Source organism: Deltaproteobacteria bacterium, from assembly GCA_016875395.1.
Classification (GTDB): Bacteria; Myxococcota_A; UBA9160; order UBA9160; family UBA6930; genus VGRF01.
Map to the genome: position 1 here is coordinate 16,488 of VGRF01000018.1, position 11,976 is coordinate 28,463.

Here is an 11,976-nt window from a genome sequence, read left to right on the forward strand (position 1 = left end):
CCCATGCAACATCTCGCTCGCTTCGCCTTCGTCACTCTCACGGCGCTGCTCGCAGCGCCGTCGTTCGCCTCGACCGAAGACGCGATCCGCGCCGCGCTCGCCGACCCCGCGCGCAAGGAAGCCGATCGCGCGCGCGATGCGCAGCGGCACCCGCTCGAGACCTTGACGTTCTTCGGCCTGAAGCCGGACATGCACGTGCTCGAGCTGTGGCCGGGCGGCGGCTGGTACACCGAGGTGCTCGGCCCGGTGCTGCGCGAGAAGGGCAAGCTGAGCGTCACGAACGCCGACCCGAACGGGCCGCAGGACAAGTACGCCCACAAGCTGGCCCGCGGCTATGCGGACCATCTCGCCGCGAACGAAGCGCGGCTCGGAAAAGTCTCGGCGCACATCGTCGCGCCGCCGGATCAGCTCTCGTTCGGCGAGGCCGACTCGGTCGACATGATCGTCACCTTCCGTAACAACCACAGCTGGCTGAACGGCGGCTATCAGGACGCCGTCTACCGCGAAGCGCTCCGCGTGCTGAAGCCCGGCGGCGTGCTCGGCGTCGTGCAGCACCGCGCGGCGGAAGGCGCCGATCCCGCGGTCGCGATGAAGACCGGCTACTTGCCCGAGGCCGCCGTGATCGCGCCCGCCGAAGCTGCCGGCTTCGTGCTCGACGCCAAGAGCGAGATCAACGCCAACCCGCGCGACACGAAGGACTACCCGAAGGGCGTGTGGACGTTGCCGCCGAACTTCGCCGAAGGAGACACGGACCGCGCGAAGTACGAGGCGATCGGCGAGAGCGACCGCATGACGCTGCGCTTCGTGAAGCCGAAGGCGGCGAAGTAACTCGAATCCCACCGCTGCGCGGGTGCGCCTCGTTCACCCGCGCAGCGCGGTGCGAGCGCTGTCCTGACGCCTGCGCTGCCGCTCAAGCATCTCCTGCTCGCCCTCGCCGTGGTCGCGGTGTGGGGCTCGAACTTCGTCGTGATCGAGCTCGCGCTGGCGAAGCTCCCGCCGCTCACGCTGGCGACGCTGCGTTTCGCGAGCGCGTTCCTGCCGGGAGCGCTGCTGCTGCGTCGCCCGCGCGTTTCGCTGCGCGCGCTCGCGGGATATGGCGTTGCGATCGGCGTCGGCCAGTTCGCGCTGCTCTACCTCGCGATGACTCGTTTCATCTCGCCCGGCCTCGCGTCGCTCGTCGTCCAGACGCAAGTTTTCTTCTCGATCGGGCTCGCTCTGGTCGCGCTGCGCGAGCGGGTGCGGCCGCACCAGCTCGCCGCGCTCGCGCTCGCGGCGGCGGGCATCGCGTGGATCGCACTGCACACGGAAGGCGATGCAACCCCGCTCGGCCTCGCGCTCGTCCTGTGCGCCGCTCTCGGCTGGGCGAGCGGCAACCTCGTCGCGAAGCGCGCGCTGCCCGACGACATGCTCGCGTTCACGGTGTGGTCGAGCGCGTTCGCGGTGCCGCCGCTGCTCGCGCTCGCGCTGCTCTTCGAGGGCGCGCCGGCGATCGCGGCGGGCATCGCTCGCGCGGATGCGTTCACGTGGGCGGCGGTGCTCTTCCAAGGCTGGGGCAACGCCTTGTTCGGCTACGGGGGCTGGAACTGGCTGCTCGCGCGTCACCCGGTGGCGCGTGTCGCGCCGCTCTCGTTGCTCGTGCCGGTCGTCGGGATGGCGGGCAGCGCCTGGCTGCTGGGCGAGGCGCTGCCCGCGTGGAAGCTCGGAGCGGCCGGGCTCGTGCTCGGCGGCCTCGCGCTCAACGCGCTCTGGCCGCTGCCCGCCGCGCCCCCCGAGAGCGCCCGCTAGAACTCGACTCGCGCGCTCACCCTCACGCTCCTCCCCGGCAGCGGCGCTAACTCCTTCAAGAACGAGACGTGATTGCGTCCCGTCGCGTCGAGCAGGTTGCGCGCGTCGAGCCGCAGCGCGAACCCCGGCAGCTGCTCGAGTGGCCGCCACGCCACGCTCGCGTTCAAGAACGCGTACGCGTCCGTCTCGCGCTCGAACGCCGCGATCTTCTTCTGCCGCGCCGCCCACTCGAAGCCGAGGCTCGCATCCGCGTGCGTGCCTTCGAGGGCAAGCGCGCCGCGCAGGCGCAGCGGCGCGATGCGCGGGAGGTCGCCGCCGTCGTCGCGCTCGGCGCGCGTCAGGTCGAGCGAGCCGCGCGCCTTCAGCACCCACTCGCCGAAGTGCGCGAGATCCGCGTCGCCCTCGATCTCGACGCCGAGGAAGCGCGCGTCGGTCGCGGAGTAGACGCGCTCGGGCAGGCCGTCCTGGATGTTGCCCGTGTCGCGCAGGAAGATGAAGCCATCGAAGTGCGTGTAGAAGAACGTCACGCCCGCACTCGCGTGCTCGCCGCGCACGCGCGCGCTCACCTCGACGCCGTGCGCGATTTCCGGATCGAGCGAAGCGTCGCCGACCTCGAAGCTCGCCGTCGCGAAGTGCGCGCCGTCGGCATACAACTCCTCGAGCGTCGGCGGCCGCTCGGCGCGCGAGAAGCTCACTCCGAGTAGCGTCGCGCGGGTCGGCTGGAAGCTCGCGCCGAGCGACGCGCTCCAGGTCGTGAAACTTCGGCGGGGGCGAGCCTCGCCGTCCGCATTCGTGCGCTCGACGCGAACGCCACCTTCGACGCCGAAGCGCTCGGCGTGCCACTCCTCGATCGCGAACAGGCTGTACTGATCGAGCTCCGACGGCGGGATGAAGGCCTCAGCCCCGATCGCCTCGAGATCGCGTGCGTGCCACTGAAAGCCGATCACCCCATCGAGCTCGCCGATCGCCGCCTGCACGAGCTCGAGCCGCAGCTCGTCCTCGTCGTTCGTGAAGAGCGTGCCGGCTTCCTCACCTTCGAGCTCCGTGTGCTCGTAGTCCGAGTGCGTGAAGCGGAAGCTCGCGCGCTCGAACACGCCGAGCGCCACATCGAGGGCGCCGGCGGCGTCGTAGCGGTTCTGCACGAGATCGATGTCGATCGGCTCGTCCTCCTCGGAGACCGGGACGCCGTAGCGCGATTCGTTCCGCGTGTAGCTCGCGCCGAGGAAGCCACTCTCGAACACGCGTGAACCGCCGACGCGCGTATTCCACCCCTCGATGCCGGAGTTGGGGACATCGCCGCGGACATCGGAGCCGAAGGCGGGGCCGCTCGCCGCCCGCTCGGCCGCCGTCCACGACGAGCCGGGGATGTCGACACGCGCGCTGCGGCGGTAGAGGCCGTCGAGCGAGAGCACGAAGCCGCCGCCGACTTCGCCGCGCAGCGCGCCGCCAACGTCGCGTGCATCGGCGTTCAGGTCGTACGCGCCCGCAAACGCTCCGTCGAAGCGATCCTCCGGCAGCGCACTCGGGATCGAGCCGTCGATCACGTTCACGACGCCGCCGATGCCGCTGCTGCCGTAGCGAAGCGTGCCCGCACCGCGCAGGACCTCGATGCGCTCCACGAGCAGCGGCTCGGCGGTGACTTGGTGATCGGCGCTCACGACCGAGGCGTCGCCGGTGCCGACGCCGTTCTGCAGTACGCGCACCCGCGGACCGTCGAGGCCGCGAATCACGGGGCGGCTCGACCCCGCCGCGAACCCCGAGGACGCGATGCCGGGCTGGGCGGCGAGTGTGTCGCCGAGCGTCGCACGCACTTCGCGATCGAGCGTGTCGCCGCTGAGGACGTTCGTGCTGTGCAGGACATCGAAGCGAGTGCGCTCGTGGCCGCTCGCGGTGATCACGATCTCCTCGAGCGCGCCGCCGTGGTCGGGCGCGTCGTGGGCATCGGTCTTCGTCTCGGTCTCGGTCTCGGTCTCGGTCTCGGTGGCGGTCTGCGCCGTGACGGGCAGGGGAAGCAGGGCGGCGAGCGCAAACGCGCGCGCGAGTGAAAGTCGCATGAGAAACCTCGGATGGGTGGATGGATGACGGCGCGCGCAGCCGTGCTGCGCGCGCGAGCGGTCAGCCGATCCGAGGCGGTGCGCGCGGGGCGAGGCGTTCGAGGAGGACGCGCGGCGGCGAGGAGCGCTCGCAGACGCGCGTGAGGCCGCGACCCAGCCCGACGACCGTCGCGCTCGCGGGCGCCAGCGCCGCGCCGTGCGCGAGGCGCTCGCCATGCGCGCAGAGTGCGCAGCCGAAGTCCGCGACGCTCCCGTGCGCAGCGCCGGCAGCCTCCGCCGCGAGCGCAGGCCCGCGCGCCGGCGTCGCGTGCGTGTGCGCGCTGCTCGCGAGCGTCGCGAGCAACACCAGCGCTGCGAACAGCGTGGGCACGAAGCGGCGAGCGAGCGAAGCGAAGCGCATCTCGCGCGGCAGGGAAGCGAAGCGAACGCGCGCCGTCAACGCGAGGTCACGCCGCGGCCACGTGGGGTCTGGCACCGAACGGCGAAAATCGCCGTTTCGTGCCAGACCCCACGTGGCCGCGGTAGCGCAGCGCGGGCCCGCCGCGGATGATCCCCGGCGCATGCACGCGCACGCGCACGACCACGCAGGCCACGCGCACCCGCACGGGGCGCGCGCGAGCTCGCAGCGGCGGCTGGCGGCGACGCTCGCGCTCGTGGGCGCCTACCTCGTGGTCGAGGCGATCGCGGGCTGGCTGACGGGCTCGCTGGCGCTGCTCGCGGATGCAGTGCACATGCTCGCGGATGCCGGCGCGCTCGCGCTCGCGCTGTTCGCGATCTGGCTCGCGTCGCGCCCCGCCCCCGCAGCGCACACGTTCGGCTACCGGCGCGCGGAGATTCTCGCGGCGCTCGCGAACGGCGTGGCGCTCGCGGTCGTCGCGGTCTTCATCGCGCTCGAAGCTTTCGGGCGCTTCGCCGCGCCGCCCGCCGTCGACGCCGGGCCGGCGCTCGCCGTCGCCGCGGGCGGGCTCGCGGTGAACCTCGCCGGCATCGCGCTTCTCCACGCGTCGCGGGGTGACGGGCTCAACCTGCGCGGCGCGTGGCTGCACGTCGTCTCCGACGCGCTCGGCAGCGCCGCCGCGATCGCGGCGAACGCGGCGATCTGGCTCGCGGACGCGCGCATCGCCGACCCGCTCGCGAGCCTCGCAATCGCCGCGCTCGTGCTGCGCAGCGCGTGGTCGCTCCTTCGCGAGACGGTCGACGTGCTGCTCGAAGCGGCGCCTGCGCACCTCGACGTCGACGCGCTGCGCCGCGCGCTGGAGACGCAGTCCGGCGTCGCGTCGGTGCACGACCTCCACGTGTGGACGATCACGAGCGGAATGGTCTCGCTCTCCTGCCATGTCGAGGCCGCCAGCGGGGTAGACGGGCACGAGCTGCTCTCGCGCATCACCCACGAGCTGCGGGAACGCTTCGCGATCCAGCACGCCACGATCCAGCTCGAGCCCGCCGGCTTCCGCGCGCGCGAAGAAGTGTGCTGATGCGCGCCCTCGCAGCCGCACTCGCGCTCTGCGCCGCGCCCGCGCTCGCGGCGGAGCCGCTGCGGGTCGTCGCGACGATCGAGCCGCTCTGCATGCTCGTGCGCGAGATCGGCGGCGACGCGCTCGCGTGCACCACGCTCGTGCCGCCCGGCGCGAGCCCGCACGCCTACGAGCCGCGCCCGAGCGCGATGGCGGCCGTGGCGCGCGCCGACTTGTTGGTGCGCGCGGGGAACGGCATCGACGACTGGGCCGGGCCGCTGGCCAATGCCGGGACCGAGCGCTGGGTAGTGCTCGGCCCGGAGTGCGCGCGCGACGACTCCGCTTGCGCGCACTTCTGGCTCGACCCCAAGCGCGCGGGGCACGCGTTCGCCTCCGCGCTCATGCCCCTGCTCGCGGCGCGCGCGCCGGAGCACGCGGACGCATTCGTGGCGCGCGAGAAGGCCTTCGGTGCGGCGCTGCTCGCCGCCACCTACGACGCGATGGCCACGCTCGAGCCGGCGCGCGGCTCGAGCTTCCTCGCGTTCCACCCCGCGTGGTCTGGCTTCGCCGGCTTCTTCGGTCTCGTCGATCTCGGCGCGATCCAGTCGCACGGCGCCGAGGAGTCGACGCCCGGGCGGCTCGCCGAGCTGATTCGCAGCGCGCGCGCCGCGAACGTGCGCGCCGTACTCGTCGAGCCGCAGCTCGACCCGCACACCGCGCGCATCGTGGCCGAAGAGCTCGGCGCGCGAGTTGTTACGGTCGACCCGCTCGGCGATCCGCGCGACCCCGAGCGCGCGAGCTATACCGCCCTGCTCGCCTGGAACGCGCGCCAGCTCGCGGCCGGGCTCGCGAAGGAACCTCGATGAGTGCGGTCGTCTCGCTCGACAGCGTGTGCGTGAAGCGCGGCGGCGACATCGTGCTCGAAGACATCGCGTTCGACGTCGCGCCCGGGCAGTTCGTCGGCATCTGCGGCCCGAACGGCGCGGGCAAGACCACGCTGCTGAAGGCGATCCTCGGCCTTGCGCCGATCACGTCGGGGACCATCACGGTCCTCGGCAAGCAGATCGAGCGCCGCGAAGCGGCGCAGATCGCGCGCAGCGAGCCGAAGGCGAGCGAAGTTCGCGAAAGGCGTGGCGAGCACGCGCGCCGTGGCATCGGCTACGTGCCCCAGCGAAGCGCGATTCCCGAGGCATTCCCCGCCACCGCGCTCGACATCGTGCTGCTCGGGCGCCTCGGCGGCGGCTTCTCGCTGCGCGTGTCGCGCGCCGATCGCGAGGCCGCGCTCGAAGCGCTCGCGCGGGTCGGCATCGCCGAGCACGCGCAGCGTCCGGTCGGCGCGCTCTCGGGCGGCCTCCAGCGCCGCGTGACCCTCGCGCAGGCGCTCGTCGCGAGCCGCGCGCTGCTCGTGCTCGACGAGCCCACGATCGGCCTCGACCTGCCCGCCGAGCACGAGTTCTACGAGTTGTTACGGCGCCTCCAGCGCGAGCTGAACCTCGCGGTGCTCGCCGTCTCGCACGATCTCGTCGCGCTCGCGGGGCAAGCGGACCAGCTCGTCTGCATCAACAAGCGCATGCACGTGCACGGCCATCCCGACGAAGTCGTGCACAGCCACGCGCTGAAGGCCGCTTACGCGTGCGAGTTCGACTTCCTCGCGGGCGAGCTGGATCACCACGGCCGCCACGGGCCGGGTCATTAGGTCCGCGATGCGCGTCGCGCTCGGCTGGAAGGCGCATTCGGGCTGGGCCGCGCTCGTGGCGGTGGGCGGCGACGCGCGCGAGCCGCACGTCGTGGAGCGCGCGCGGATCGCCCTCGTGCCCGACGACGAGCCGTTCGCGAAGGCGCCCTATCACGCGGGCGAGCGCGTCGGCGGCGCCGAAGCGCGCGAGATCGCGGAGCGTGGCGTCGCATCGGTGCAGCAGTACGTGCCGGGTGCCATCCAACGCGTGCTGAAGCGCTGCACCGATGCGGGCCACGCAGTCTGTGGCTGCGCCGTACTCGTCGGTTCCGGCATGCCCGCTTGGACCACGGACGAGATCCTCGCCGTGCACTTCCGCATGCACAAAGCCGAGGGCGAGCTGTTCCGCGATGCGCTCGTCGCCGGCACGCGCGCGTGCGGCCTCGCGCTCACGACGCTGCCCGACAAGAGCGCGCTCGACGCCGCCGCGAAAGCGCTCGCGACGACGCGCACGAAGCTCGATGCGACCCTCGCCGCGCTCGGCAAGATCGCGGGCGCGCCCTGGGGCAAGGACCAGAAGGAAGCGGCAGCGGCGGCGCTGGTCGCGCTGGCGAAGGCGTAGCCCGTGCTCGAGTTCGCGTTCATGCAGCGCGCGTTCGCGGCGGCGGTCCTCGTGGGCGTCGTGTGCGGCGTGCTCGGCTTCTTCGTCGTGCTGCGGCGGCTCGCGTTCATCGGCGTCGGCATCTCGCACTCCGCGCTCGGCGGCGTCGCGCTCGGCTTGTTGTTGGGCGTGTCGCCGCTGCTCACCGGCGGCGCCTTCGCGCTCGCGGTGGCGATCGGCATCGCGCTCATGGGCCAACGCAGCGGGCTCGGTCGCGACACGGTGATCGGCGTCTTCTTCAGCGGCGCGATGGCGCTCGGCGTCGTGCTCGCGAGCCTCGAGCACGGCGCGCAGCAGGAGCTGTTCGGATACCTGTTCGGCAACGTGCTCGCCGTAACAAGCGGGGAGCTCGGCGCGCTCGCCATCGGCGGCGCGCTGGTGGTCGCGGCACTGCTCGCCCTACTCCGCCCGCAGCTCTTCCTCGCCTTCGACGAAGAGATCGCGCGCGCCTACGGCCAGCGCGCGCAGCTGCTCGACCTCGCGCTGCTCGCGCTGCTCGCCGCCACGATCGTGATCGGCGTGCGCCTCGTCGGCGTGCTCTTGATCGAGGCGCTGCTCGTCGTGCCGGCCGCCACCGCCGCGCTGCTCGCGCGCCACTACCGCGCGCAGCTCGCGCTCAGCGTCGCGATCTCCGTCGCGAGCGCGCTCGGCGGCCTCGCGCTCGCCTGGCGCCTCGACGTCGCGCCGGGCGGGATGATCGCGCTGACGGCGGTGGGCGTGTTTTTTGGGGCGTTGGGGGTCGCACGCCGGAGCTCGTAGCGGGCGCCGCTCAGTCGCTCTCGACGAGCTCGTTGCGACAGCGTATCGATCCGACCGCTCCGCGGCCGGCGCACGTCATCGCTCACCATCCGCGCGCACCACGTCCCGCTCCATCCGCGCATCGAGCCCGCGCAGCGCCTCGCTTCCGTAATAAAACGCGACCGACGCGAGCATCGCGAGCACGGCGAAGACGGAGATCGCGAGCGGCGCGCCGAGCGGCTTCGCGGCCGCGCCGATCACGAGGGAGCCGAGCATCGGCAGCGAGAAGGACATCATCAGGAAGCTCGAGACGCGGCCGCGCATGTCGTCGGGGATGAGCAGCTGGATCGCGGTGTTGTTGAGCGTGCCGAACCAGCTCGCGAAGGCGTTGGCGAGGAAGATCAGCGGGATCGCGGCGAGAAAGAGCGGCGAGTAGCTGAAGGCGACGAGCAGCACGCCGAACGCCAGCATCGAGAGCAGCATGTTGCGCGCGCGGCCGCTCGCGTGGGTCCAGCGCGCGACGACCATCGAGCCGACGATGCCGCCGAGGCCCATCGCGACGGAGAGCTGCGAGAGGCCGCGCGGGCCTTCGTGCCAGATGTCTTCGGCGAAGACCACGAGCAGCGTCTGGAACGGCATCGCGAGGAACATCGGGACGAGGCCGAACACGAGCAGCACGAGCACGGCGCGATCGGCGCGCACGTAGCGCACGCCTTCCATCACGCGCGTCATGACGCTAGCGCGCGAGGCGGTGTCGGGCGGCGGCGCCGGGTCGAGGCGCAGGCCGCACACGAAGGCGATCACGTACAGGACGACGCCGAGCAGGTACGCCCACTTCACCCCGAGCTCGTCGATGAAGAAGCCGGGCAGCGCGGGGCCGATCACGCGCGTGGCGTTGATCAGCGTGGTGGTGCTCGCGATGGCGCTGCCGAGCAGGCGGCGGCCGACGAGATTCGCGACGACGGATTGGCGCGCGGGCATCAGGAACGGGAACACGCAGCCCATCACGGACGCGGTGCCGACGAGATGCCAGAACTGGAGGCGGTCGGTCCACAGCAGCGCGAGCGTGACGAGCTCGCCGAGCAGCGCGACGGCCTGCGCGCCGAGGATGATGCGGCGGCGGTCGATGCGATCCGCCGCGACGCCGCCGAACGGGCCGAGCAGCAGCATCGGGAGCGCGACGGCGAAGGTGACGACGCCGAGCAGGAACGTGTCCTTGGTGAACGTGTAGGCGAGATACGGGCGCACCACGCCCTGGCTGCCCATCGCGAGGAAGAACGCGACGTTGCTCGCGGTCAGCCAGCGAAACTGCGGGAACGCGAAGACCTCGCGCGTGCCGCTCTCGGGGCGCGACTCGGGCGCAGCATCCGGAGCGGGTTCGCGGCGCAGCATGCGCGGCAACGTAGGCCAGCGCGCGGCGCGATCGGCCGGCCGCGAGCGCGTGGCGGGGGCAAAGTCGGCCCGGCCTGCTTTGCCCCTACCCGCGCGCCTTCCGCAGCTCCCCCAGCACCGGCGCCATGCGCGCGAGCGCCTCGCGGATCGCGTCCTCGATCGCGGCGTAGCAGAAGCGCAGGGAGCCCTCGCCCGCGGCGCCGAAGTCGACGCCCGGCGTGCAGGCGACCCGCGCGCGCTCGAGCAGCGCGCTCGCGAGCGCGACCGAGTCGCGGCCGAAGGCGCGCGCGTCGGCGAACACGTAGAAGGCGCCGGCGGGCTCGCGCGCGACGCCGAAGCCGAGCGCGCGCAGGCCCGCGACGAGCAGCGCGCGGCGCTTCGCGTAGGCGGCGCGCGCAGCGGCGACGGTGGGCGCGCCCTCGCGCAGCGCGGCGACGCCGGCGAGCTGCACGAACTCGCTCGCCGAGATGAACAGGTTCTGCTGCAGCGTCTGGAGCGTGCGCATCGCCGCGCGCGGCGCGATGGCGTAGCCGAGGCGGAAGCCGGTCATCGCGTAGCGCTTCGAGAAGCCGTCGAGCACGAAGGCGTCGCTCGCGACTTCGAGCGCGCTGGTCACGCGCGCGCCGTCGTAGACGAGCCCGTCGTAGATCTCGTCGGAGACGAGCGGCACGCCGAGGCCCGCGAGCGCGGCCATCACCTCGCGCGACTGCACGGCGCCGGTCGGGTTCGCGGGCGAGCCGATCACGATCGCGCGCGTGCGGGGTGTGATCGCGCGCTTCACCGCGTCGGGATCGATCGCGTACCCGCTCGCGGGATCGCACGGAACGGCGACCGGCTCCACGCCCACGAAGCGCGCGAAGTTCGGGTAGCAGGCGTAGTGCGGCGCGGGGATGATCACCTCGCTGCCGCGCTCGCACAGCGCGGCAAACACCATCAGCAGCGCGGGCGACGTGCCGCTCGTGACGAGCACGCGCTCGGGATCGACCGCGACGCCCGTACGCGCGCGCTTGTCGGCCGCGATCGCCTCGCGCAGCTCGGGCAGGCCGACGCTCGCCGTGTACTTCGTGCGGCCCGCGGCGAGCGCCGCCTGCGCCGCCGCGATCGCGGCCGGCGGCGGCGCGAAGTCCGGCTCGCCGATCTCGAGGTGAATCACGCTCGCGCCGCCGCGCTCCATCGCCATCGCGCGCTCCATCACCTCCATCGCGAGAAACGGCGACAGCGCGCGAATCGAGTCCGGGATCTGCATGGCGCGCGAGTAGAGCAGATCGAGGACGCTGGGGCCGCGGGCGAGCCGCCGAGCGACGGCGATGCGGGGACGTTCCGCAAGTAAGTAAAGAAGGTCCGCACTTTACTTTCTTGCGGAACGTCCCCGGCTCTTGCGTCCCCGGCTTTTGCGGCGAGAGCGCGCGAATCGAGTCGGGAATCCGCATGGCGCGCGAATAGACCAGATCGAGGACGCGGGAGCCGTGGGCGAGCCGCCGAGCGGCGGCGAATGCGGGGACGTTCCGCAAGTAAGTAAAGAAAGTCCGCGCTTTACTTTCTTGCGGAACGTCCCCGGCTTTACGTCCCCAGCTCCATCTGCCCATCCCCAGTTTGCCCGCCCGTAATCCGCGCACCCGCTGCGCCATCGTGCTGGCGTCGTGTGACGAAACTCACGGCCCGCCGCGTTGCCCGCTCCGCGCGCTCTCCCTAGCTTGCTCGGCCATGTCGAAGGGCCTTCAGATCGCGGTTGGCGCCCTCCTCGTCGCCGGCCTGCTGGTGTGGTTCGGCGCGTCACGCAGCGGCGAGGACGCGTTCACGTACTTCCAGACCTTGGGCGAGTTCCAGGCGCGCGGCGCGGTGGGCGAGCCGGTGCGCGTTCACGGCTACGTCGCCCTCGGCACGATCGAGCGGGACGTCGCCGCAAAGCGCGTCACGTTCGCGGTGCAGGAGAAGGCGCCGCACGCAGGCGGGTCGCCCGACGGCGCGCTCGTGGTCGAGTACGCGAGCCTCGAGACGCCGGACTTGTTCAAGGACGGCGCCGAGGTGGTGGTCGAGGGGAAGCTCGCGCCAGGCGGCACTTTCCACGCGACGAACCTGCTGGCGAAGTGCCCGTCGAAGTTCGAGGCGAAGGAAGAAGCGGCGGCGCGCGCACAGAACGTCTAACGATCCGCTGGCGCCCGCAGGCGGCGCTTCGCCGCGCGCAGCGAGCCGCAGGCGAGCGAAGTCCACGCGGTA

At 72.4% G+C, this 11,976-nt stretch carries 12 protein-coding genes; 8 read left to right on the forward strand and 4 right to left on the reverse strand.

Annotation, left to right across the window (positions count from 1 at the left end; translation table 11 throughout):
- The first annotated feature begins 3 nt into the window (after positions 1-3).
- Together FJ091_14125 and FJ091_14130 are read left to right on the forward strand one after the other, a co-directional pair.
- On the forward strand, positions 4-828 hold the full coding sequence (locus FJ091_14125) for a class I SAM-dependent methyltransferase (protein ID MBM4384488.1): 825 nt from the start codon (positions 4-6) through the stop codon (positions 826-828).
- A gap of 75 nt (positions 829-903) precedes the next feature.
- Entirely contained in the window at positions 904-1,785 is an 882-nt protein-coding gene (locus FJ091_14130) for an EamA family transporter (protein MBM4384489.1), read from the forward strand.
- Here the strand turns inward: FJ091_14130 and FJ091_14135 are convergent.
- Both FJ091_14135 and FJ091_14140 read right to left on the reverse strand, forming a co-directional pair.
- Complete coding sequence (locus FJ091_14135) at positions 1,782-3,839, reverse strand: TonB-dependent receptor (protein MBM4384490.1); 2,058 nt, start codon at positions 3,837-3,839, stop codon at positions 1,782-1,784. The two genes, FJ091_14130 and FJ091_14135, sit on opposite strands and share 4 nt — an antisense overlap.
- A gap of 61 nt (positions 3,840-3,900) precedes the next feature.
- Entirely contained in the window at positions 3,901-4,239 is a 339-nt protein-coding gene (locus FJ091_14140) for a hypothetical protein (GenBank protein ID MBM4384491.1), read from the reverse strand.
- Between the two features lie 160 nt (positions 4,240-4,399).
- On the opposite strand from FJ091_14140, the gene FJ091_14145 reads away from it, so the two are divergent.
- Genes FJ091_14145 through FJ091_14165 form a run of 5 tightly spaced genes read left to right on the forward strand, consistent with a single transcriptional unit; the run spans position 4,400 to position 8,388 of the window.
- A complete protein-coding gene (locus tag FJ091_14145; protein ID MBM4384492.1) occupies positions 4,400-5,314 on the forward strand; it encodes a cation transporter in 915 nt (304 codons plus the stop codon).
- Positions 5,314-6,159: a zinc ABC transporter substrate-binding protein gene (locus FJ091_14150; GenBank protein MBM4384493.1), complete on the forward strand. Its 846-nt coding sequence runs from the start codon at positions 5,314-5,316 to the stop codon at positions 6,157-6,159. Before FJ091_14145 ends, FJ091_14150 begins: the two co-directional genes overlap by 1 nt.
- Positions 6,156-6,989, forward strand: coding sequence for an ABC transporter ATP-binding protein (locus FJ091_14155; GenBank protein MBM4384494.1), 834 nt, complete (start codon positions 6,156-6,158; stop codon positions 6,987-6,989). Before FJ091_14150 ends, FJ091_14155 begins: the two co-directional genes overlap by 4 nt.
- 7 nt (positions 6,990-6,996) lie before the next feature.
- A complete protein-coding gene (locus FJ091_14160; protein MBM4384495.1) occupies positions 6,997-7,590 on the forward strand; it encodes a hypothetical protein in 594 nt (197 codons plus the stop codon).
- Between the two features lie 3 nt (positions 7,591-7,593).
- Positions 7,594-8,388, forward strand: a complete 795-nt coding sequence (locus FJ091_14165) for a metal ABC transporter permease (GenBank protein MBM4384496.1) — start codon at positions 7,594-7,596, stop codon at positions 8,386-8,388.
- A gap of 75 nt (positions 8,389-8,463) precedes the next feature.
- Here the strand turns inward: FJ091_14165 and FJ091_14170 are convergent, their stop codons facing one another.
- Positions 8,464-9,759, reverse strand: coding sequence for an MFS transporter (locus FJ091_14170; GenBank protein ID MBM4384497.1), 1,296 nt, complete (start codon positions 9,757-9,759; stop codon positions 8,464-8,466).
- Between the two features lie 85 nt (positions 9,760-9,844).
- Positions 9,845-11,005 (reverse strand): aminotransferase class I/II-fold pyridoxal phosphate-dependent enzyme, encoded by a 1,161-nt coding sequence (locus tag FJ091_14175; protein ID MBM4384498.1) that lies wholly within the window; start codon positions 11,003-11,005, stop codon positions 9,845-9,847.
- A gap of 458 nt (positions 11,006-11,463) precedes the next feature.
- On the opposite strand from FJ091_14175, the gene FJ091_14180 reads away from it, so the two are divergent.
- Complete coding sequence (locus FJ091_14180; protein ID MBM4384499.1) at positions 11,464-11,904, forward strand: cytochrome c maturation protein CcmE; 441 nt, start codon at positions 11,464-11,466, stop codon at positions 11,902-11,904.
- The last annotated feature ends 72 nt before the right edge of the window (positions 11,905-11,976 follow it).